This window comes from Kitasatospora sp. NPDC085464, from assembly GCF_044541955.1.
Taxonomy (GTDB): Bacteria; Actinomycetota; Actinomycetes; order Streptomycetales; family Streptomycetaceae; genus Kitasatospora.
This window is the reverse complement of record NZ_JBITTM010000022.1, coordinates 87475-110274: the sequence shown is the minus strand read 5'-3', so window position 1 is coordinate 110274 and position 22800 is coordinate 87475. Positions and strand designations below refer to the sequence as shown.

Below are 22800 nucleotides of genomic sequence, written 5' to 3'. Positions count from 1 at the left end.
GGAACCCCGGCGGCCCCAGGCCCGCCGGGGTTCCCCTGGCGCGACGGCTCAGGCCGCGCCCGCACCGGTGAGGGCTCGCACCTCCAGCTCGGCGAACCGGTCCGCGTCGGCGGGCTCGGGCGAGGTGATCGTCCCGATCCAGCCCGCCAGGAAGCCGAGCGGGATGGAGACGATGCCGGGGTTCTCCAGCGGGAACCAGTGGAAGTCGACGCCGGGGAACAGCGCCACCTTGGTGCCGGAGACCACCGGCGAGAAGAACACCAGCACGATCGCCGGAACCAGCCCGCCGTACACCGACCAGACCGCGCCGCGGGCGGTGAACCGCGACCAGAACAGGCTGTACAGCAGGACGGGCAGGTTGGCGGAGGCGGCGACGGCGAAGGCCAGGCCGACCAGGAAGGCGACGTTCAGCTGCTGGGCGTAGAGGCTGATCACGATCGCCGCCGCGCCGATCCCGCCGGCCGCGAAGCGGGCGACGACGACCTCCTGCTGGTCTCCGGCCCCGGGCCCCGGCTCCCCCGCGGACCGGGACGTCGCGACGCCCTCGGCCGACCGGGTCGCCGGGACGGCTTCGCCCCGCCGCCGGCGCCCCCGGGCGCGCGCTGCCCGGGCCCGGCGCGGCCGGGTGCGCCAGGCCCCGGCCCAGATGTCGTGGGCGAAGGCCGCCGAGGACGCCAGGGTCAGCCCGGCGACCACGGCGAGGATGGTGGCGAAGGCGATCGCCGAGATCAGCGCGAACAGCACCACCCCGCCGGTGCTGCCGTTGCCGCCGCCGAGCACCAGGGCGAGCAGCGGTACAGCGGTGTTGCCGGCCGAGTTGGCGTGCCGCACCTCGGCCGAGCCGACCAGCGCGGTGGCACCGAGGCCCAGTGCGATGGCCATCAGGTAGAAGCCGCCGACCAGGCCGATCGCCCACATCGTGGAGCGGCGCGCGGCGCGCGCGGTGGGCACGGTGTAGAAGCGGGACAGGATGTGCGGCAGGCCGGCCGTACCGAGCACCAGGGCGAGGCCGAGGCTGAAGAAGTCCAGCCGGCTGGTGAAGCTGTGCCCGTACTTGAGCCCGGGTTCCAGGTAGCGGTGCCCGGCGCCGCTGTGCTGCGCGGCCTGGCGCATCAGCTCGCCGAGGTCGCCGTGGAAGCGGACCACCAGCAGCACGGTGAGCAGCACCGAACCGGCGGTGAGCAGGCAGGCCTTGATGATCTGGATCCAGGTGGTGGCCCGCATCCCGCCGATCGTGACGTAGACGATCATCAGGGCGCCGACCGCGATGATCGTCCAGGTCCGGGCGTGCGGGCTGTCGGTGCCGAGCAGCAGGGCGACCAGCGAACCGGCGCCGACCATCTGGGCGACCAGGTAGAGCAGGGTGACGACGACGCTGGCGCCGCCGGCCGCGGCGCGCACCTTGCGGCGGCGCAGCCGCAGTGCGAGCACGTCGGCCAGGGTGTACCGGCCGGCGTTGCGGACGAGTTCGGCGACCAGCATCAGCACCACCAGCCAGGCGACCAGGAAGCCGATGCTGTAGAGCACGCCGTCGTAGCCGTACAGGGCGATCAGCCCGGCGACACCCAGGAAGGACGCGGCGGAGAGGTAGTCGCCGGAGAGCGCGAAGCCGTTCTGCAGCGGGGTGAAGTCGCGGCCGCCGGCGTAGAAGTCCTCGGCGGCGTTGCCCTGGCGGCCGACCCAGAGGGTGATGCCGAGGGTGACCAGGACGACGACGGCGAACAGCACGATCGCGAGCGAGTGGTGGTCGCCGGTGGGGGCGACGGGGGGCGGGGTGGCGGTCGTCAGCACGGTCGTCACCGTGTTCCTCACCGCACCGGTCATCAGGGTCGTCATCACGCTCGTCATCGCAGTTGGTCCTGGGTGTCCCAGCGCAGGCCCAGGGCGGCGCGGTCGCGCTTGGTCCGGGCGTTGCGGGCGTAGAGCCAGGTGAGCAGGAAGGTGGAGGCGAACTGCAGCAGGCCGAGCAGCCAGGCCACGTTGAACGGCCCGGCCACCGGGGTGCGCATCAGGCCGGGGGCGGCCGCCTGGGCGGCGACGTACAGCAGGTACCAGCCGAGGAAGGCCCCGGCGACCGGGAAGACGAACGAGCGGTAGCTGTGGCGGATGGCCTGGAAGGCCGCGCTGGCCTGGACGGCCCGGTAGACCTCGGTGCGGTCGACGGCCTCCGGAGCGGCCGCGGCGGGCGGCCTGTCCCGGTGGACCGGCGGGACGGCGGTCCCCGGTTCGGGCCCGGCTCCGACCCGTTGCTCCGCACGGGCGGGGGCCGCGTGAGCCGGGGCCGCTTGGGTTGGGGCCGTCCGGACGGGCACCGGTTGCGCCGGTACGGCCGTTCGGCGGTGCGCCGCCGACTGCTCGGGCGGGATGCCCGACGGGATGCCGGACGGAGCCCCCGGCGCGACGCCGGACAGGGCGTCGGCCGGGTCACCGGACGGGGTGTCGGACGGGATGCCGGCGGCCGGAGCGGCCCACCAGTCGAATCGCTGCCCCTGGCCGGGACTGCTCGCCTGTTGCTGTGGCACTACTGCTCCTGGACGGCCGGACGTTCTGACCCGAACCATGATGGTGGCCCCCGGACAGCCCCTCCGACCATCGCAGATACGTTCACTCGATGAGGTGATCGATCATCCGACAGACACTCATCCGACTACTGCTGCGTACCGGTGATTCCGTGTCGGAACGCGTATGCGACCGCCTGCGCCCGGTCCCGGACGGCGGTCTTGGCGAACAGGTTGTTGATGTGGGTCTTCACCGTGGCCTGGCTGACGAACAGCCGCTGGGCGATCTCGGCGTTGGAGAGCCCCTCCGCGATCAGCGCCAGCACCTCGGCCTCCCGGGCGGTCAGCCCGTCGGGCAGCTCCCCCGGCCGGGCGGCGGTCCGTTCGGCCGTCGGCGCGGACCGGCCCTGCTGCTCCGACAACCTTTCCAGCAGCCGGAGTTGGACCTGCGGGGAGAGCCCGGCCGTGCCCGCCCGGACGTCCGCGATGGCCCGGGCGATCTGTTCGGCTCCGGCGTCCTTGGTGAGGTAGCCGCGCGCGCCGGCCTGCAGGGCCGGGAACAGGGAGTCGTCGTCGGCGTAGGTGGTGAGGACCACCACCTCGGTCTCCGGGTGCGCCGCCCGGATCCGCCGGGTCGCCTCGACGCCGTCGCAGCGCGGCATCCGGAGGTCCATCAGCACCACGTCCGGGTGATGCCGCTCCACCAGGGCGACGGCCTCCTCGCCGTCCCCCGCCGCGCCGACCACCTCGATGCCGGGCAGCAGCCCCAGCAGCATCACGATGCCCTCGCGCACCACCGTCTGGTCGTCCGCCACCAGCACCCTGGTGACCGCCTCCGTCATGCCGGCACCCGCAGCAGCACGCGCCACCCTCCGTCCTCCGGGCCCGCCAGCAGCGTGCCGTCCAGCAGTTCCGCGCGTTCGCGCATTCCCAGCAGACCGTACCCGCCGCCGCTGGCGGCCAGCTCCCCGGAGGACTCACCGCGCGGCGGCCGGGTGTTGCGCACCTCCAGCTCCACCAGGTCGTCCAGGTAGCGCAGTTCGACCGAGCAGCGGGCGCCCGGCGCGTGCTTGCGGACGTTGGTCACCGCCTCCTGCGCCGTGCGCCGCACCGCCAGCGCGGCCTCGGCGGCCAGCGGTCGGGGGGTTCCGGTCACGGTGAGCGGGGCGCGCTCCCGATCGGCCAGTTCGACCAGGAACTCCCCGACCGGGGTGAGCTCGCCGCGCAGCGCGGACAGCGCCTGCCGGGTCTCGGCCAGGCCGTCCTGCGCCATCCGCCGGGCGGCGACGACCCGTTCGCGGATCTGCTCGCGGTCGGTGTCCCGCTCCAGCATCAGCCGGGCCGCCTCCAGGTGGACGAGCTGCGCGGAGAGGCTGTGCGCGAGCACGTCGTGGATCTCCCTGGCGATCCTGGCCCGTTCGGCGAGCGCCGCGCTCTCCGCCTCGGCCGCCCGGGCGGCGCGCTCCTGGAACAGCAGCCGGCGGGCGGTGCCGCGCGCCTCGATGTCCAGCCGCAGCAGGAAGCCGACCAGCACGGACCCGCCGACGGTGGCGGAGACGCTGAGCCAGCTCGCCGGGGACGCCGCCGTGTAGGAGCCCAGCGCGGCCGCGGCGACGAGCAGCGCGGGAGCGGGCGGCAGCCGGATCAGCGCCGTGACGGCCAGCCCGATCCAGAGGAAGTCGGCCAGCGTGTAGGCCAGCCCCCAGTTGGCGAGCCAGGCGCCGCCGACCAGGGCGGCGGACGCCAGGTACGAGGCCGCCGGGCGCTGCTCGCGGGTGACGCGCAGGAACAGCGCGCAGAGCGCGGCGGCCGCGACCAGCCCCGCCGCCGCGGCCGCCGCCGCCCAGCCGGCGTACTTGCCGTCGGAGAAGGTCCCCCAGCCGACGACGACCAGCAGGACGATCCGGCCGAACGCGGTGAGGACCCTTCGCGGCCGGCTCTCGGCCTCGCGCTCCAGCCCCTCGCGGGACGGCCAGCCGGTCCAGTGCCACCCGGCCACGGGTGCCTCCTCTGTGCTCACGGCGGCCCGGGGCTCGCCGACGGTGGATCACTGCGTCCGTCGCAGGGGTCACCGCGTTGCGGCGGTCCGCTCGGCGGGCTCCAGCATCCGGGCCCGCCAGTTCACCACGAGCGAGCGGACCATCAGCATGACCGCCATGCCCAGCATCAGCGAGCTGCCCGACTGGTGGACGTGCAGCGCCGAGCCGATCCCGTAGAGGCCGATCCGGATCGCGATCATCCCACCCCAGGCGGCCAGCGTGGCCTTGGTGCCCTTGGCCAGCACGGCGCCGTCGGCATCCCGCCAGAGCCGGACGGTCCAGCCCCAGACCGAGCCCATCGCGAGCACCGTGACCAGTCCTGCGGCCAGCAGGGCCACCGAGAGTCCGGTGTGCCCGTGGTCGATGATCTGCGGGTCGCGCAGGGCGAGGACGCCCAGGACCAGTGGCAGCAGCCAGAACCGCCGCTCGGTGTCCAGGCGCTGGACGCGCATCTGCCGCTGGACCACCAGGACCACCACCACCGCGATCACGAGGAGGTTGGCAAGGGCGTTCATGGGAGGTTCTCCGTCCCGACGGAAGGGCTTCTGCTGACCTCTCCGACGCTACGGACCGGCGCCTTCCCGCTGATCGGAGCCGGGGTGGACCTCGGGTGGAACGCAAACGCGCGGGCCCTCCACCCGTGGGTGGAGGGCCCGCGCGGCGGAACGCGTCAGGCGTCGATGCGCGAGCGGTCCAGGGTGGCCGCGGAGTCCACGATGAACTCCTTGCGCGGGGCGACGTCGTTGCCCATCAGCAGGTCGAAGATCCTCTCGGCCTGCTCCAGGTCGCCCAGGTTGATCCGGCGCAGGGTGCGGTGGCGCGGGTCCATGGTGGTCTCGGCCAGCTGGTCGGCGTCCATCTCGCCGAGGCCCTTGTATCGCTGCACCGGCTCCTTCCAGCGCATGTTCTTGCGCTGGAACTCCAGCAGGGTGGAGCGCAGTTCGGCGTCGGAGTAGGTGTAGTGGTACTTCTCCTGGCCGCGCTTGGGGCTGGTGAGCTCGATCCTGTGCAGCGGCGGCACCGCGGCGAAGACCCGGCCCTGCTCGACCATCGGCCGCATGTAGCGGTGGAAGAGGGTGAGCAGCAGGGTGCGGATGTGCGAGCCGTCGACGTCGGCGTCGGCCATGAAGATGACGCGGCCGTAGCGGGCCTGGTCGATGTCGAAGGTGCGGCCCGAACCGGCCCCTATCACCTGGATGATCGCGGCGCACTCGGCGTTCTTGAGCATGTCGCTCACCGACGCCTTCTGCACGTTGAGGATCTTGCCGCGGATCGGCAGCAGCGCCTGGAACTCGGAGTTGCGGGCGAGCTTGGCGGTGCCGAGCGCGGAGTCCCCCTCGACGATGAACAGTTCGCTGCGGTCGACGTCGTCGCTGCGGCAGTCGGCCAGCTTCGCGGGCAGCGAGCTGGTCTCCAGCGCGGTCTTGCGGCGCTGGGCCTCCTTGTGCTGGCGGGCGGCGACCCGGGTGCGGGCGGCGGCGACGACCTTCTCCAGGACGGCACGTGCCTGGAGCTTCTCGTCCTTCTTGGCCGAGGTGAGGAAGGCCTTGAGCTCCTTGGCGACGACGGCGGCGACGATCCGGTTGGCCGCCGAGGTGCCGAGCACCTCCTTGGTCTGGCCCTCGAACTGCGGCTCGGCGAGCCGGACGGTGACGACCGCGGTGAGGCCCTCGGTGGCGTCGTCCTTGGTGATGTCGTCCTCGGCGACGCGCAGCAGCTTGCCCGCCCGCAGCGCCTCGTTGACGGTCTTGGCCAGCGAGCGCTCGAAGCCGGTGACGTGGGTGCCGCCCTTGGGGGTGGCGATGATGTTGACGAAGGAGCGCAGGGTGGTGTCGTAGCCGGTGCCCCAGCGCAGCGCGATGTCCACGCCGAGGTGCCGGGTGACCTCGGTGGGGGTCATGTGGCCGAGCTCGTCCAGGACGGGCACGGTCTCCTTGAAGGTGCCCTCGCCGCGCAGCCGCAGCACGTCGCAGACCGGCTTGTCGGGGGCCAGGAACTCGCAGAACTCGGCGATGCCGCCGTCGTAGCGGAAGACCGACTCCTCGATCTGCTCGCTCTCGGTGAGCCGTTCGTCACGCACGACGATGGTCAGGCCGGGGACGAGGAAGGCGGTCTGCCGGGCGCGGCTGTGCAGCGTCTCCAGGGAGAGCTTGGCGTCCTTGAGGAAGATCTGCCGGTCGGCCCAGTAGCGGATCCGGGTGCCGGTGCGGGTCTTCGGCACCTTGCGGGCCTTGGTCAGGCCGTTGGCGGGCTCGAAGGGCGCGTCCGGGCTGGTCTCGGTGAAGATGCCGGGGGTGCCGCGGCGGAAGCTGATCGCGTGGGTGTGGCCGCTGCGGTCGACCTCGACGTCCAGCCGGGCGGAGAGGGCGTTGACCACCGAGGCGCCGACGCCGTGCAGACCGCCGGAGGCCGCGTAGGAGCCGCCGCCGAACTTGCCGCCGGCGTGCAGCTTGGTCATCACGACCTCGACGCCGGACAGCCCGGTCTTGGGCTCGACGTCGACCGGGATGCCGCGCCCGTTGTCGCGGACCTCGACCGAGGAGTCGGGGTGCAGCACGACGTCGATGCGGTCGCAGTAGCCGCCGAGCGCCTCGTCGACGGAGTTGTCGATGATCTCCCAGAGGCAGTGCATCAGGCCGCGGCTGTCCGTCGAGCCGATGTACATGCCGGGGCGCTTGCGGACCGCCTCCAGCCCCTCCAGGACGAGCAGGTGCCGCGCGGTGTAGTTGGAACCGTCGTCGCCGGCCAGCAGCGCGGACGGCACGGTCGTTTCGGCACTCACGGCGGCACTCTCCTCGGTGAAGTTCTGTCTCATCGGTCACATCCGGACGGATCCGGACCAAACGCCAGTGCAGCACACCGCACCGACATCCGTCGCTCTGCGTGCCCGCACCCCTCCGCCGGGTGCACAGCACGTCGGGCCGGCCCCGCGCAGCTTGTACGCGCTGCGCGAACAAGGACCGCGCCGGGGCACGGGCCCCGGGGCGCCATCTCCTCCCGGTAGCACCGGTCCTGGCGGATCGTGGGGCCCGGCACAGGCTCCGGAACTGCCGTTATGCAGGCTACCGGGGCCCGGGACGGGGCTTATGCTCCAACCCGGCAGAGGATTATGCTACGCGGACCTCGAACCCGATCCCGATCGGACGTTCGAGCGACGGGCGGATCCCGGGTTTCCGGCACGCATGAACCACCGGCCCCCGGGGCACGTCCTCATCAACACAGCAGAATCCTCAGAGAAGAAAAGCCACGAGCGGGAACGTTTTCGGCCTGGTTGGATGTTGACCCTGGTACGACAGCTCGTCGAGCTAGAGAAGAGGCGACGTGACTACTGTTCTGACACCTGCGAGCCCGCTCACCGCGGCTGACCGCTGCGACCGCTGCGGCGCCCAGGCCTACCTGCGCGTCGTGCTCGCCAGCGGCGGAGAGCTGCTCTTCTGCGCCCACCACGGCCGGAAGTTCGAGCCCGAGCTCAAGAAGATCGCCGTGGAGATACAGGACGAGAGCGGCCGTCTCAGCACCACCACCGCGACGGCCGACGACGACGAGCGCTGATCCCAGGCGCCACCACCGGCAGCCGACGTCGAGCTGTGTCCGGTCGCGCACCGCGCGCGACCGGTGAGCCGGGCGACCGACCCCCTCGGGGGCCGGTCGTCCGGCTCTGCTGTTCCACCGACGGTCCCGGCCCCGCGGACGACTCCCGCCCGGAGGACGGCTCCTGTTCCGCGGACGGCTCTCCCGCGTTCATCCGCCCCGACCCGCGCTCTCCGACGCGGCGTCAGAACGTGACCGCTCCATCACCCACCGCGAGGTCAGCGGCGGTCGCAGGCCGCTCACAGCACCGAGTGCACCGCGTCCGCGACCGAGGAGATCCGGGTGTAGACCCCTGGATGAGCCGCCTCGGCGCAGCCCGTCCCCCAGGAGACCAGGCCGACCAGCCGCCCCTCGACGATCAGCGGGCCACCACTGTCGCCCTGGCAGGCGTCCTTGCCGCCCTTCTCCTCGCCCGCGCAGACCATGCCCCGGGCGTCGAACTTGCCGTCCTGCCCGCCCGGGTAGGCGTGCGCACAGGACTCGTCCGGGACCATCGACACGTCCACCCCGCGCAGCACGGGCGAGTAGTCGCCCCGCCCCGTGGTGTCACCCCAGCCGAACACCCGCGCCCTCGTCCCGGCCGCGTACGGCGCGGTCTCGCCCTGGCCGACCAGCTCGACCACCGGCCGCGCCCCTTGGGGCTCGGCGAGGGTGAGCACCGCGACGTCGTTCATGTTGGCGGCGAAGGAGTAGTCGGGGTGGATCCAGACCGAGCGCACCGGCACCTCGCGGCCGGACGTGCCGCGCATGTCGTCCCGGCCGACGATCACCTTGAGGCCAGGCCGTTCCACCCGCCCCTTGGCCTCGTCGTAGAAGCAGTGCGCGGCCGTCACCACCTTGGTCGGGCTGACCAGCGCGCCTCCGCAGAACTGACCGGAGCGGCCGCTGCCGAACTGCTGACGGCTGGCCAGCGCCACGATCCACGGGTGGTCGACGGTGCTCGCCGCGTTGCCCCCGACCACCCGGCGCTGCGCCTCGGCCGGCGCCGCCCCGAGGGCGACCAGCGGGACGGGCACGGCGGCGAGCAGCGCCAGCGCGGCGGCCCGGCGGCGGCGGTTCGCCCGCGGGGCGGCCGGGTCGCTCCGTGGCGGGGCGGGGTTCGGCAGGTCAGTGCGGTCCGGCTCGGTCGGCACCGTGACTCCAGAAGGCTCGGCAGCAGGCAACCGGCACAGCGTAGGTGACCGGCTACACCGTGCGACCGCATCCGGACGCGCCGCCACCCGGACGAGCGACAACCACCACCCGGACGCTGACACACCGGGTCCGAACAGCCGCGAAGGCCCGGAACCGTACGGTTCCGGGCCTTCGCGTCGACGATCGTTGCCGATCCGATCCCGCGATCAGTCCAGGTAGTCGCGCAGCACCTGGGAACGCGACGGGTGGCGCAGCTTCGACATGGTCTTCGACTCGATCTGGCGGATGCGCTCACGGGTGACCCCGTACACCTTGCCGATCTCGTCGAGCGTCTTCGGCTGGCCGTCGGTCAGGCCGAAGCGCATCGAGACCACGCCGGCCTCGCGCTCGGACAGCGTGTCCAGCACCGAGTGCAGCTGCTCCTGGAGCAGGGTGAAGGAGACCGCGTCGGCCGGGACGACCGCCTCGGAGTCCTCGATGAGGTCACCGAACTCGCTGTCGCCGTCCTCGCCCAGCGGGGTGTGCAGCGAGATCGGCTCACGGCCGTACTTCTGGACCTCGATGACCTTCTCGGGGGTCATGTCGAGTTCCTTGGCCAGCTCCTCCGGGGTGGGCTCGCGGCCCAGGTCCTGGAGCATCTGGCGCTGGACGCGGGCCAGCTTGTTGATGACCTCGACCATGTGCACCGGGATGCGGATGGTGCGGGCCTGGTCGGCCATGGCGCGGGTGATCGCCTGGCGGATCCACCAGGTGGCGTAGGTCGAGAACTTGTAGCCCTTGGTGTAGTCGAACTTCTCGACCGCACGGATCAGACCCAGGTTGCCCTCCTGGATCAGGTCCAGGAAGAGCATGCCGCGGCCGGTGTAGCGCTTGGCCAGCGAGACCACGAGGCGGAGGTTGGCCTCCAGCAGGTGGTTCTTGGCCCGGCGGCCGTCCTCGGCGATGATCTCCAGCTCGCGCTTGAGCTTGGGGGCGAGCTTGTCGGCGGCCGAGAGCTTGTCCTCGGCGAACAGGCCGGCCTCGATCCGCTTGGCGAGCTCGACCTCCTGCTCGGCGTTGAGCAGCGGGACCTTGCCGATCTGCTTCAGGTAGTCCTTGACGGGGTCGGCGGTGGCACCGGCGACGGCGACCTGCTGGGCCGGCGCGTCGTCCTCGTCGTCGTCGGAGAGGACGAAGCCCTCCGACTCCTCCTCCGGACCCTCGGCCTCGGCCTTGTCGCCCGGCAGCGCCGTGTCCTCGACCAGCTCCTCGTCGCCGAGCAGCTCCTCGTCGCCACCCTTGCCGGCCTTGCCGGCGGCGGTCTTCTTGGCGGCGGCCTTCTTGGCCGGCGCGGCGGTCTTCTTGGCGGCGGTCTTCTTGGCCGCAACGGCCTTCTTCGCCGGGGCGGCCTTCACCTCGGCGACCGCGACGGCCGCACCCTCGACGGTGATGTCGGCGGAGACCGTGGGGGCCGGCGCAGCGGCAGCCGCGACGGCCGGAGCTGCGACGGGAGCGCCGGGGGCGATCCGCACGGGCGGCTTGGTCGGGGCCGACGGAGCGGCCGGGGTCCGGGTGGTGACAGCCTTGGTGGCGGTGCGCTTGGTGGGGCTCTTGGCAGCAACGCTCTTGCGCTTGGCGCCGGCCGGTTCGGCCGCGCTGACCATGAGGTCCACGCCCTCCTCAATCAGCACCTGATTGAGGCTGCGCATGACGTTCTTCCACTTGGTGACCGGGATCTGGTCCGCCTCGAACGCCTGGCGCACGTCGTCACCGGCGATCTGCCCCTGGGCCTTGCCCCGCTCGATGAGCGCCAGCAGAGCTGCGGACTCGGCGATCTCGGGGGGAAGCGAACGGGATGTGCTGGCCGACACGAACAACCTCTCGGACGATGAGTGGACTCGAACCCGTACCGGCCGCCCGAGCGGGCGGGGAAGGAGATCGCGCGCCGGACGCGCGGTGTCGATTCCGACCGACTCGGGTTTGAGGACTGGGTTTGCAGGACGGCAGCAGCGCCGCGGACCAACACAGCATTCTGACATGTTGGAGTATTCCGGAGCTGCTCCCGCTCAGGAGACATCGCTGCTACTCGTCAAGTGTTACGCATGGCCTTCGTGTCGCGGGTCACACCACTCGGCGCCCACGGCCACGGGGCCGGATTCCATCATCGCGCACTCGCGCCGAAACCTTTGTCATGGCTCGGGCAGCTTTGCGGGCGGGCCGGAAGGACCAAGGGCGGAAGGAGCGGGGGCCGGGGCCGGGGACGCCAGGGGCGGGGCCCCACGCCAGGGCCAAGGACGGCGGGAGCCGAGCCGCGCGCCGGGGGCGGGAGACCGGGGCACTCGGTGGCCATGGGCCGGGCCGTCGGAGCGGGCCGTCGAAGCCGGGCCGTCGGGCCGTCGGGCCGTCGAAGCCGGGCCGTCGGGCCGTCGGGGGCAGGAGCCGGATGGTCGGGGGCCGGGCAGTCAGGGGCCGCGGTGACCGGAGCCCCGCAGGCCTCCACATGCGGAGGCCCTCCGGCTGCGCCGCGCGGTGCGGCCGGAGGGCCCTGGCGGAGCGGACCGCCGGGCCCGGCGCCTCCGCTCGTCGGAACAGCCCGCTCAGTGCTCCCGGGGCGCGGGGACGGACGGCTCGATCTCGGGGTGGACGGTGAGCAGCGCCCGCATCGCGACCTCGCCCGCGGCGCCGTCGCCCGCCCCCAGGGCGTCCACCAGCCGGGCGTGCAGACCGACCGAGGCCTCGGAGGGCCGCTCGCAGGAGATCGCCGGGCCGCCCGAGACCTGCAGCGCGCAGGCCACGATCCCGGACAGGTGCTCCAGCATCCGGTTGCCGGCCATCTGCAGGACCAGGCCGTGCAGCTCGGCGTCGGCCCGGGTGTAGGTGGAGAGGTCGGCCTGGGAGGCGGCGTGGCCCATGATCTCGACCAGCTCGACCAGCCGGTGCTGAACGTCCTCCCGGCCGTGGCCGGCGGCGAGCCGGGCGGCCAGCGGCTCGATCGCCCAGCGGAGCTCGAACAGCTCCCGGCGCTGCTCGTCCCGCTGCGGGCCGAAGGCGCGCCACTCGATGATGTCGGGGTCCAGCAGGTTCCAGTCGCCGACCGGACGGACCCGGGTGCCGACGTTCGGCCGGGCGCTGACCAGGCCCTTGGCCTCCAGCACGCGCAGCGACTCGCGGACGACGGTCCGGGAGACCTCGAAGCGCTGGCCGATCTCCTCGGGGACGAGCGGGCGGTCGGCGCCGAGGTCACCGGAGACGATCATCTGGCCGAGCTGCTGGACCAGCTGGCCGTGCAGACCGCGTCCGCGGCTACTGGTGGTCTTGCGGCCGACCCGGGAGATGTCGGACTCGGCGCCCTCCCAGCGGGGCGCCGGCGGGGTCGGCCGGTCGGCGTACGAGAAGCGGTCCAGGTCGCCGGAGCCGTGGATCGGCCCATCGGCGGAACGGGCGGGGGTCATGGTGGGGTGCGCAAGGGTACTCACGCCTCCTTTGTCGGCGATCGGCAGGCGCGGCTTGAGAATTCTCGTGAAAAGCACACGAAAGGGTGATCGACCGTGACTGGATAATTGACTTCTTATCAGGAAGAACCGCTCAATCCGGTCACTGCTGGTCGATCTTGGTTTTTCGGGGCGGTCGGCCCCCGAGCGCTTGCGACGGCCGGCGCTACAGCGCGCGGCGACGGGCCAGGACGAGCAGCGCGGCGAGCAGCAGGGCGGCTGCGGGGGCGGCGACCGCCGCCAGCAGCGCCGGGTCGGTCAGCGCCATGCTCCCGGCTGCCGCACCGCGCGCGCCGCCGTACACCCAGCCGTAGGCCCACTCGATCCCGGACTGGAACGGCAGCAGCCCGGCCGCCCGCACCGGCCACGGCCGACCGGTGCGGCGCAGCAGCAGGGCCACTCCGGATTCCAGCAGCGGCGGCAGCGCGCACAGCAGCAGCATCCCGGCGGCGGCACTGCGGGTGAGCGCTGCGGCCAGCACGCCAGTCCACGCGGCCACCACGGTCAGCAGGACGAACGCCAGCAGGGCGGCCGGCACCCCGTGGCCGGCGACCAGCGCCAACGGGGCGAAGGCACCCGGCAGGTCGGACAGCCCGGACAGCCCGGCGCCGCTCACCGCCCCGGACACCCGGTCCGACAGCGCGCCGGGATCCGCCCAGGCCGCCACCGTCACCCCGTCCGGCAGCGCGAGGTGCACGGCCACCGCGTCGAGCAGCAGCGTGGCCGGCGCCAGCAGCGCCGCCCCCGGGCCGACCACCAGCAGCTTGGCCAGCAGCAGCCGCACCCTGCGCGGGTACGACACCAGCGAGGCCGGCAGGCCCGGGTGGCACACCTCGTGCCCGTACGAGAGCGCGCCCAGCACGCCGGCACCGAGGGCCGCGAACGGCAACGGGATCAGCGGGACGGCGGCGGTCAGCAGACGCACCCCGGCGGGGGCGGCCAGCGGACCGTCCGGGGTCTGGCTCGCCAGGACGGCGGCCACGACGGCGTCGCCGAGGAGTACGGCGGCGAGCAGCAGCCAAGTGGAGCGCAGGCCGCGCAGACGGCGCAGTTCGTAGGCCAGGACACGCACGGTTCACTCGCTCCGGTGGTCGTCGGTGGTGGCGGGCGCCGGGGCGGCGGTCACGCCCGTGGTGAGGCGGCGGAGGCGGACGGTGTCGTCGGCGAGGACGTCGGCGTTCTCGCGGCGGCCCGGGGGCTTGGCCCGGGCGGTCTGCCCGCCCGGCGCGGGCTCGTCGCGGAAGAGCCGGTCGACGGCGACGGTGGGGGCCGGCTCGCCGGCCCCGGGGCGCTCGGCGGGCCGGCCGGAACCGGCGGACGCGGCCCGTGGGGCGGGCGTGCCGAGTGCGGGGAGGACTGCGCCGATCACGGCGACGGGCAGCGCGCGGGTGGGCAGGGACCCGTCGTCCTGGTGGTGCGGCGCTTGGTGGCGCGGCGCCCGGCGCTGCGGAGTGGTCGCCTCCGCGTCGGACTCGGTGGCCGACGTGCCCTTCGGTCCGGCGGCCGACGCGCCGTCGGATTCGGTGGCCGGCGCGGCAGCGGGAACGGGCACGACGGCGGGAACGGGGACGGCGGCGGGGGCCGATCCGGCGGCGGGCCGTGCGGGCTCGTCGGCGGCCTCCCGGCCCGGCCCGGGGCCCGGTTCGGTGTCCTCCGCCGAACGGACCCGGAGGTGGCCGGAGCGGCCCGAGGCGACCGGCAGGACGACCCTGGGCGCGGGCTGCTCGACCACGCGGTCGGCCAGCTCGTGCAGCAGGATCCCGTGGCGGTAGGCGAGTTCGCCGATCTCGGTGCGGTCGATGCCGGCCACGGCGAGTCCCACGCTCCCGTCCCGGCGGACTTCGGCGCCCTGGCTGACCAACAGGTCCGCCAGGCGCGCCATCTGCGGACCCCGGACGGCCACTTCGGGGCTGAGCCTGGTCCGGCGGAACTCCGTGACCGGCTGGTCGGCCACCAGGCGGCCGTGGTCCAGGGTGACGACCCGGTCCGCGAGCTGGGAGGCCTCCTGCGGGGTGCGGGTGGTCACCAGGACCGTTCCACCGGCGACGGCGAACGAGCGCAGGAAGGCGTGGAACCACTCGATGTTGCGCGGCGACAGGCCCTCGGTCGGCGCGTCCAGCAGCAGCGTGCCGGGGTCGCCGAGCAGGGCGGCGGCCAGGGCCAGCCGGCGGTGCATCCCGGGCGAGAAGCTCCGCAGCCGCTGCCCGGCGACGGCCGCCAGCCGGGTCTGTTCCAACAGTTCGTCGGCCCGTCGGGCCGGGACGCCGACGGCAGCAGCGAGCATCCGCAGGTGGCCGTCCGCCCGGCGGCCCGGGTGCCCGGCCACCGCGGCCGCGCCCTCACCCGGGCCGGGCAGCAGCACGCCGACCTCGCGCTCGGGGCGGCGTAGCCGGCGGTAGGGACGGCCGTCGAAGAGCGTGACGCCCTGGCCCCGTTCGAGTTCCAGCATCAGCCGCAGCGCGGTGGACTTGCCCGCGCCCTCGGTGCCCAGCAGCGCGGTCACCGTGCCGGGCCGGGCGTCGAAGGTCAGGTCCAGCACGGCGGGCGGAGCGCCCTTGCGGTAGACCTTGGTCAGTCCGGTGATCTGGATCATCGCTGGCTGCTCCCATGCCCTCGGCCGGCCTGCTCGACGCGGAGCACCCCCTGGTGGGCCGGCGTTCGCCCGCCGCACGGCTCCGCGCCAGCACATTAGGGGGCGGCGGAGGCTATTCCGGGCATTACGGGAACGGCACGGGCCCGGCGACTGCCCACCTCACCCGATCAGGGGAAAATCCGATCCTGCGATTCACGGGACCGCTCACCGCGGGGTCACCGTGGGGGCACCGGTAGGACGGGGCACGGCGCCGCCCGACCGCCGCTCTACTGGGTCGGCCAGGGCAGCTCAGGGAGCTTCTCGCCGCCGCAGACCGCCCGGAACTCGTCGACGGCACGCTGGCCCCCGACGGCGAGCTGGCCCAGCTGCTCACGCTCGGCGGCCAGCCTCTCCTGCACGACGGCAATCGTCTCGGGTGCGGCCTGCTCGGCCAGCAGCCGGGCCAGTTCCCTCTCCGTCCCGGTGGTGGTCGCGTCCAGGCTCTTGTAGTCGGCCACCAGCCCGTCGATGACGAATCGCTGGTGCACGCAGTCGTTGAGGGCCATCAGGGGGCTCCTGGGGTCCGGGAGGCCTTCGACCCGGCGGCCGAAGCGTCCACCGACACTCTGCGTCGGTGCCCCCGCGGGCGCAGCCGGGCCGGGCCATTCGGCCGCCGGGGGAGCCGATCCCGCCTGACCGCGGGCGCCGACCGGGCCCCGCCGGGAAGCGACCCGGACGCGGTGTGCCGCGGGCGGCCCGGACGCGCTGCGCCGGCGCTCAGGACTCCGGGCGGAGCATGGGCGGGTTGAGGACGGTCGCGCCGCCGGCGGTGAACAGCTGTGCCGGGCGGCCGCCCTGACGGGTCGTCGTGCCGCCGGAGGGCAGCAGGAAGCCGGGGGTGCCGGTGACCTTGCGGTGGAAGTTCCGCGGGTCCAGCACCACGCCCCAGACCGCCTCGTAGACCCGGCGCAGCTCGCCGACGGTGAACTCGGTCGGGCAGAACGCGGTCGCGAGGGAGGAGTACTCGATCTTGGAGCGGGCGCGTTCCACGCCGTCGGCGAGGATCAGCCCGTGGTCGAAGGCGAGTGGGACGCCGTCGACCGGGTTGTCGCCGAGGAGCTCGCCGACCGGGGCCCAGCGGGCGCTGCTGGCGTCACCGCCGGCCCGGGGCGTCGGCAGGTCCGGGGCGAGCACCAGGTAGGCCACGCTGACCACGCGCATCCGCGGGTCGCGCTGCGGATGGCCGTAGGTGGCGAGTTGCTCCAGGTGGGCCCCGGCCGCACCGGGGCCGACCGCGTCGTGGCCCGGGGCCGAGTGCGCGCGCAGGCCGGTCTCCTCGGCCAGCTCCCGGGAGGCGGCCTCGGCCAGGCCCTCGTCCGGGCGGACGAAGCCGCCGGGCAGCGCCCAGTACCCCTGGAACGGCGGTTCGCCACGTCTGACCAGCAGGGCGCAGAGCGCGTGGTCGCGCACCGTCAGCACCACCAGGTCAACCGTGACAGCGAACGGGGGGAAGGCCGACGGATCGTAACGCGACATGGCGACGATCATAGTCGTCTCTCTGACGATAAGCACAGGCCCTGCGCGCGGCCCGGCCGAGGCCGGTGGCCGCCCGACACGGTCCTCCGGACCCGGGCGGGCGCTGCCTCCGGGCCCGGAGGCACCGAGGTGGTGTCACCGAGGTGGTGTCACTGCGATGGTGTCACCGGCGCGGCGCGGCCGGGCCGGGGAGGCGCGGCCCGGGAGGCGTGGCCGGAGCCCGCGGTCAGCGGGCCACGAGCTGCAGGTCCGCGGAGGCCTCCTCGACCATCGCCACCCCGATCCGGCTCACCCGGACCGAGAACGGCTCGCCCGCGACCCGCAGTCCGGTCAGCTCCAGTTCGCCGAGCGGCGCGGTGCTGGCCGGGCGGACCAGGACCCGGCCGCCCGGGACGTCCGGGCGGACCCCGGCGAGGGCGAACACCGCGTGCGCGGCGCCGGCCGCGGAGACCGCCGCCGGGCGACAGGCCGCCGGGTGCGGAACGGGCGGGCAGCCGGGGGTCCGCTGCTCCCCCGCGTACATCTCCGGCAAGCGCCCCTCGAAGTGGGCGGCCGCGGCGAGCAGCCCCTCCAGCAGGGTGCCGGCCTCGTTCTCGTGGCCGGCCTCGGCCAGTCCGGCGATCGCCAGCGCCGTCTCGTGCACCCGTACCGCGCCGCCGCGGTGGCCCAACGGGTTGAAGCGGGGTGACTTGGCGCTGAGGGTGCGCAGGCCCCAGCCGCTGTCCAGTTCCGGTGCGACCAGGCGCTGGGCGAGCAGCCGGGTCTGCTCGCGGTCCAGCAGGCTCTCGTGCCGGCCGCCGTCGGCGGCGAGCCCGGGGTCCAGCAGGTGCACCAGGCAGGAGGCGAGCGCGGGCAGGGGCTGGCCGCCCGGGGCCAGCCCGGCGGCGGGGCGGCCCCCGGAGAGGTCGTCGATCCAGAACCGCTCGCGGAAGCGCCCGCGAAGCCCGGCGGCCCAGCTCCGCCAGCCCTCGGCGCCCGGGCGCCCGAAGGCCTCCAGCAGCTCGGCGCCGTGCAGGGCGGCCCGGTGGGCCTGTGCCTGGACCTCCGCACGGGCGGCGACCGGGTGGGCGGAGCGCTCCTCGGCGGGACGGCTGAGGTCGGTGACGAAGCCGTCGACCAGTCCGTCGCGCAGGGCGGCCAGGGCGCGCTCGGCGGCGGGGAGCAGCTCGGTGACCTCCGCCCGGGGCAGGCCCCAGCGCCAGGCCTCGGCCAGCACGGTGACGAACAGCAGGGTGGCCTCGGTGGCGGTGCAGGTGGGCGGCAGCTCCGGGCCGCCGTGCCGCAGGCCGCCGGGCAGCAGGCCCTCGGTACGGCCCGGGGCGGGGGCGAGCTGCTGACGGCGGGCCAGCGCCCGGAGGGTACCCGCGGCCAGCCGGGTGCCGAGCGGCAGGGTCAGCCGGGCGGCCCAGAGCGCGTCGGCCGGGGCGAGGCCGAATCGCCAGGGCGCGCCGGACGCCGGGTAGAGGTCGGTCGGGCGGTCCGGGTCGGCGAACAGCAGTCCGCCGAGGGCGTCCAGGGAGCGCGAGACCAGCGGGGCGGCCCGGGAGTCGTCGCTGCGGACCTCCGGCTCGGACCAGGGCAGCGGGACACCGGTGCCGCGGCCGCCGGGCGGGCGCGGGCCGGTGGGGGCGCCCTCCAGCTCGGTGCGCAGCTCGACCGACCAGCGGGCGCCGGGCTGGACCTCCAGGTCCCAACGGAGCACCCCGGCGCCGGCCAGCACCGCGTGCGGGGAGGGCTTGGCGCTGACCACGGCGCTGTGCACGGGACCCGTCCAGCGCAGTCCGGCGGACTGCACCTGGCCCGGCAGGTCCGGCGGGCGGTGCCCGGCGGCGATCTCGGCGACCGGGCCGAGGTCCGTGCCGACGGCGATCTCCAGCGGCAGCCTGGCGGGCCGCGGGCCGGTGTTGCGCACGACGACGGTCTCCACGCCGTCCGCGTGGCGCAGCCGCTCGACGGTGAGCGCCGGGTCCGGATCGAGGTCGCCGGGGACGCGGACGGCGCCGAGGAAGCGGGCCTGGGCGGTGCTGGTCAGGGCGCCCTGGAGGGGCAGCGGCTCCATGCCGCCCAGCCGCAGTTCCATCCGGGCGAGCGCCCGGACGCCGTTGCGGTAGAAGCCGTGCAGGCCCTGACCGCGCAGCTGGCCGTCGGGGCCGGAGGCGGCCATCGCCGGGGCGTTGACGCAGATCACCGCGTGGTGGACCGCGGGCGGCTGGGGGCGCGGCGGGACGGTGGGCCGGCCCGGGCCGGCGGGTGCGCTCCCGGGGGCGGCCGGCGGGACCAGGTCGGGACGCCCGACCGGTCTCGGCGCGCCGAGCACGCTCTCGGCCGGCATGGCCTGTGGTGGCCTCATGGCGGTCACCGGACTCTCCTCCCCTCGGCGGTCCGGTGGCCGGGTCAGGCCGGTGGGCCGCGAGCATGCTCGATCGCGTGCTGATGGTGCCGGGCCGACGGGGTTTCCCGCCGGCGGGTGTGCCGTGTCTGGCCGTACCCGGCGACGGGTCGTGCCATGCGGTGCCCGGTACCGGGTCGGTACCGGCGCGCCGCGCCTTCGCGTCGAGCCCGTCACCGCGCCCGGCACGCCGTCAGGTCCGGTTTCCCGGCCTGCCGGTGACGCCCTGCCCCCGTGGCCCGCTCCTCGGACCGACCGGGCGCCGGTCGGCCGGCGTCCGGACACGGGGCCCCGGGGTGAACGCCGTGCACCGCCACCAGGTCACGCCCCGCCGCGACCGCCGCCGGTCGGGGCGGGCCCCGCCGGGCGGTCGTGCCGCTCGCGCCGGAGTGCCGCCGGGGCCTTGCCGAGGGCCGCCCGCCCCGCGGCCGGGGTCCGGTTCCGGACTTCCCGGGCGGCCGTCCGTGCTGCTCGGACCGGGCGTCGGCCGCGGTCGGACGGACAGGGGGCGGTCGAACCGGCGCTCGATCGCCGCCAGGATACGGTGCGGGGGTCGCGGCCCCGCACCCGGTGACCCCGTGATCCGCGACGCCACCGCTGTGACCAGCAGAGACCGAGGAGTTCCATGTCCACCGTCAGCCGGCTGCCCGGGATCGTCACGACCGACCACGTGTTCCAGGTCCCCCTCGACCACGCGGCCCCGCAGGGCGAGCAGATCGAGGTGTACGCCCGCGAGGTGGTGGCCGCCGGCCGCGAGCGGGACGACCTGCCCTGGCTGCTCTTCCTCCAGGGCGGGCCCGGCGGCAAGGCCGCCCGCCCGGTCGGCCGGGACGCCTGGCTGGAGCGCGCGCTGGACGACTACCGGGTGCTCCTGCTCGACCAGCGCGGCACCGGGCGCTCCACGCCCGCGACCCGGCAGACCCTCGCCCGGCTCGGCGGCCCGCAGGAGCAGGCGGACTACCTCGCGTGCTTCCGCGCGGACTCGATCGTCCGTGACGCCGAGCTGATCCGCACCCGGCTGCTCGGCGCCGACCGGCGCTGGAGCGTGCTCGGCCAGAGCTTCGGGGGCTTCTGCACCCTCACCTACCTCTCCATCGCTCCCGAGGGCCTGACCGAGGCCTTCATCACCGGTGGCCTGGCCGGCCTGGGCAGCTCGGCCGACGACGTCTACCGCGCCGCCTACCCTCGTGTGGTCCGCAAGAACGAGGACCACTACGCGCGGTTCCCGCAGGACGTGGAAGCGGTGCGGGCGATCGCCGCCCACCTCGCGGACTCCCCCGCGACCCTGCCGGACGGCGGAGTGCTCACCGTCGAGGCCTTCCAGGCCCTCGGGCTGCTGCTCGGCGGCGGCAGCGGCTCCGGCGTCCTGCACTACCTGCTGGAGGAGGCCTGGGTGGAGGGCGCGGCCGGGCCCGAGCTCTCCGACACCTTCCTGGCCGGCGCCCAGGCGCAGCTCTCCTTCGCGGGCGGCCCGCTGTACGCCGTGCTGCACGAGTCGATCTACGGCCAGCGGTCGGTGGACCAGGGCGGCACCGCCTGGTCCGCCGAGCGGCTCCGCAAGGAGTTCCCGCAGTTCGACGCCCGGGCCGCGCTGGAGTCCGGCGCGCCGGTGCTGTTCACCGGGGAGATGATCTACCCCTGGATGTTCGACACCGACCCGGCGCTGCGGCCGCTGAAGGAGACCGCGGAACTGCTCGCCGCCCGCACCGACTGGCCCGACCTGTACGACCGGGCGCGCCTGGCCGCCAACAGCGTGCCGGTCGTGGCGGCGGTGTACCACGACGACATGTACGTGGACACCGCCGACTCGCTGGAGACCGCCCGCGCGGTGCGCGGCCTGCGGACCTGGATCACCAACGAGTGGGAGCACGACGGTCTGCGGGTGAGCGGCGGCAAGGTGCTGGACCGCCTGATCAAGATGGCGCACGGCGAGGCGTAGCGGACCGGGGGCCGGTGCGGCGGCGAGCGGTTCAGTGGACACGGCGGCCTCCCTTCGCCGCCCGCCGGACCCCGCGGCACCGGTGCAGGCCGGTCCCGGGGCGTGCGGCCGCGGGCAGGCACGCCGCCGCACGGCCGAGCCGCGGGCTCCGGGCGGAGCGCTCCCCGGCCGGCCGGACACGCCCGGGCGCCGCGGCCCGTCCGGGCGCCGACGACACGGCCACCGGCCCGGGGGTGCTCCTGTCCGGCACCGGGTCGCCGGGGCCGTGACCGGTCGGCGCAGGCCCGGACGCGGGTGCCGGCACCGTGGACGAGCCCTTGCGGCGGGTTCCCCGGCGGCGTCGGCGGGCGTCGGCGGCCCGGCCCGGCCGCTCGCCGGGGGCTTCGTCCGCCGGGGCTGTGGCCGCCGGGGCCGCTCCCCCGACGGGCTGCGGCGGGTCGTCGGCCGGGGCCGACGCGGGCGCGTGCTGCTCGCGCCGCCGCCGCTGGGCCTCGACGGCGGCCAGCAGTGCCCCGGGCGTCATGCCGTCGTTGAGCGACTCGTGGAGCAGTTCGGCCAGCAGGTAGCCCGGGTCGAGCCGCAGGACGTGGCCGAGCACCACCCGGGCCGTCGCCGTGTCCCCCGCGACCCAGTAGGCCCAGGCCAGCAGGGTGAGCGGGGCCACCGCGCAGCCCTCGTACGGCGGCACCGCGTGGCGGGCGAGGAAGCGCCAGAGGCGTTCGGCGGGAGCCAGCTCGGCGGGGCGGGCGTACTCGACGCCGCGGTCCCGCACGACCCGGTCGCGCAGGGCGAACAGCAGCCGGGCCGTCCGCTCCGGATCGAGCTCCCGGGCCCCGGCCGCGAACTCGGCGACGGCCTGGTCGAGCAGCCCGATGCCCTGTTCCCGGGAGACCGAGCCCACGGCCGCCTCGGCCCGGACGAGCGCCTCGCGCCGGGCGGCGTCACCCGGCGGGCCGATCGGGGTCAGCCCGGCCATGATGGCCTTGCGGCTGCCGCGCGGCACCAGGCCGGCGACCGTCGCGGCGGCGGCCGCCGGGCCCGGATCGGGACCGCGCCGCACCGGGTTGCCCGCCGGATCGCAGCACGCGGTGCCGCGGCAGAGGAAGGACCACCAGCGGCCGCCCGAGACGCACAGCGCCTCCTTGACCACCACGCCCCGGCGCCCGAAGGCCGCCCGGAGGTCGTCCGCCAGCGGCCGCAGGCCGTCCACCACCGGCGGGGCGTGCGGCGCGCCGGGATCCTGGCAGAGGTAGAGGAGCACCTGGGGCGGCCGGGCGCCGTGCCGCTCGGAGAGGGCGACCAGCAGGGCGGCCGTCTCCTCCGCGGCGGCCGGCCACTGCGCGGGCGAGTCCGGGAGGTCCGCCCGGATCACCCCGCCCTGGTGCAGGTCGGGGCCCTGGAGGCCGACCGCGACGATGCTGTCGTCGGGGTAGAAGCCCAGGAAGTAGGGCAGCAGCTCGGCCATGTCGGCCGGACCGCGCATGACGACCGGCCGGTGCTCGGAGGCCGGGCCGAGGGACAGAATGACGTGTTCGTTGTTCATCGCGTTCATGGCCGCAAGACTGGACGCAATCCGCGGACGCCGCCGGAACCCGATTTTTTCTGTGGATAACTCCGCCTCCTGATTTTCGT

17 protein-coding genes are annotated in these 22800 nt (G+C 74.7%); 2 read left to right on the top strand and 15 right to left on the bottom strand.

Features of this window, described 5'->3' with window-relative positions:
* Positions 1-48: 48 nt before the first annotated feature.
* From ACIGG8_RS20880 to ACIGG8_RS20855, 6 genes are all read right to left on the bottom strand, one after another.
* Positions 49-1848, bottom strand: coding sequence for a cation acetate symporter (locus ACIGG8_RS20880; RefSeq protein WP_396549716.1), 1800 nt, complete (start codon positions 1846-1848; stop codon positions 49-51).
* Complete coding sequence (locus ACIGG8_RS20875) at positions 1845-2522, bottom strand: DUF485 domain-containing protein (protein WP_396549714.1); 678 nt, start codon at positions 2520-2522, stop codon at positions 1845-1847. Before ACIGG8_RS20875 ends, ACIGG8_RS20880 begins: the two co-directional genes overlap by 4 nt.
* A gap of 125 nt (positions 2523-2647) precedes the next feature.
* On the bottom strand, positions 2648-3340 hold the full coding sequence (locus ACIGG8_RS20870) for a response regulator (RefSeq protein ID WP_396549712.1): 693 nt from the start codon (positions 3338-3340) through the stop codon (positions 2648-2650).
* Positions 3337-4497 (bottom strand): sensor histidine kinase, encoded by a 1161-nt coding sequence (locus ACIGG8_RS20865; RefSeq protein WP_396549710.1) that lies wholly within the window; start codon positions 4495-4497, stop codon positions 3337-3339. Before ACIGG8_RS20865 ends, ACIGG8_RS20870 begins: the two co-directional genes overlap by 4 nt.
* A 69-nt stretch (positions 4498-4566) precedes the next feature.
* A complete protein-coding gene (locus tag ACIGG8_RS20860) occupies positions 4567-5052 on the bottom strand; it encodes a DUF1453 domain-containing protein (protein WP_396549708.1) in 486 nt (161 codons plus the stop codon).
* 155 nt (positions 5053-5207) lie between these two features.
* The gene (locus tag ACIGG8_RS20855; RefSeq protein WP_396549706.1) at positions 5208-7319 is read right to left on the bottom strand and encodes a type IIA DNA topoisomerase subunit B; all 2112 of its coding nucleotides are present in this window, start codon (positions 7317-7319) and stop codon (positions 5208-5210) included.
* Between the two features lie 539 nt (positions 7320-7858).
* Between ACIGG8_RS20855 and ACIGG8_RS20850 the strand changes: the two genes are divergently transcribed.
* Complete coding sequence (locus ACIGG8_RS20850) at positions 7859-8089, top strand: hypothetical protein (protein ID WP_350523343.1); 231 nt, start codon at positions 7859-7861, stop codon at positions 8087-8089.
* Between the two features lie 278 nt (positions 8090-8367).
* Here ACIGG8_RS20850 and ACIGG8_RS20845 read toward each other — a convergent pair whose 3' ends face one another.
* From ACIGG8_RS20845 to ACIGG8_RS20810, 8 genes are all read right to left on the bottom strand, one after another.
* Positions 8368-9234: a S1 family peptidase gene (locus tag ACIGG8_RS20845; protein WP_396549754.1), complete on the bottom strand. Its 867-nt coding sequence runs from the start codon at positions 9232-9234 to the stop codon at positions 8368-8370.
* Between the two features lie 234 nt (positions 9235-9468).
* The gene (locus ACIGG8_RS20840) at positions 9469-11112 is read right to left on the bottom strand and encodes an RNA polymerase sigma factor (RefSeq protein WP_350523345.1); all 1644 of its coding nucleotides are present in this window, start codon (positions 11110-11112) and stop codon (positions 9469-9471) included.
* 726 nt (positions 11113-11838) lie between these two features.
* Complete coding sequence (locus tag ACIGG8_RS20835) at positions 11839-12771, bottom strand: FCD domain-containing protein (RefSeq protein WP_350523346.1); 933 nt, start codon at positions 12769-12771, stop codon at positions 11839-11841.
* A 127-nt stretch (positions 12772-12898) separates the two neighbouring features.
* On the bottom strand, positions 12899-13804 hold the full coding sequence (locus ACIGG8_RS20830) for a hypothetical protein (RefSeq protein ID WP_396549703.1): 906 nt from the start codon (positions 13802-13804) through the stop codon (positions 12899-12901).
* 3 nt (positions 13805-13807) lie between these two features.
* Complete coding sequence (locus ACIGG8_RS20825; protein WP_396549702.1) at positions 13808-15325, bottom strand: ATP-binding cassette domain-containing protein; 1518 nt, start codon at positions 15323-15325, stop codon at positions 13808-13810.
* 266 nt (positions 15326-15591) lie between these two features.
* The gene (locus tag ACIGG8_RS20820; RefSeq protein WP_396549700.1) at positions 15592-15870 is read right to left on the bottom strand and encodes a hypothetical protein; all 279 of its coding nucleotides are present in this window, start codon (positions 15868-15870) and stop codon (positions 15592-15594) included.
* Positions 15871-16081: 211 nt separating this feature from the next.
* Complete coding sequence (locus ACIGG8_RS20815; RefSeq protein WP_396549698.1) at positions 16082-16840, bottom strand: NUDIX domain-containing protein; 759 nt, start codon at positions 16838-16840, stop codon at positions 16082-16084.
* Positions 16841-17066: 226 nt separating this feature from the next.
* Entirely contained in the window at positions 17067-19190 is a 2124-nt protein-coding gene (locus ACIGG8_RS20810) for a glycogen debranching N-terminal domain-containing protein (protein ID WP_396549753.1), read from the bottom strand.
* A 664-nt stretch (positions 19191-19854) separates the two neighbouring features.
* On the opposite strand from ACIGG8_RS20810, the gene ACIGG8_RS20805 reads away from it, so the two are divergent.
* A complete protein-coding gene (locus ACIGG8_RS20805; protein ID WP_396549696.1) occupies positions 19855-21168 on the top strand; it encodes an alpha/beta fold hydrolase in 1314 nt (437 codons plus the stop codon).
* Positions 21169-21199: 31 nt separating this feature from the next.
* Here ACIGG8_RS20805 and ACIGG8_RS20800 read toward each other — a convergent pair whose 3' ends face one another.
* A complete protein-coding gene (locus tag ACIGG8_RS20800; RefSeq protein ID WP_396549694.1) occupies positions 21200-22720 on the bottom strand; it encodes a DUF4192 domain-containing protein in 1521 nt (506 codons plus the stop codon).
* Positions 22721-22800: the final 80 nt, after the last annotated feature.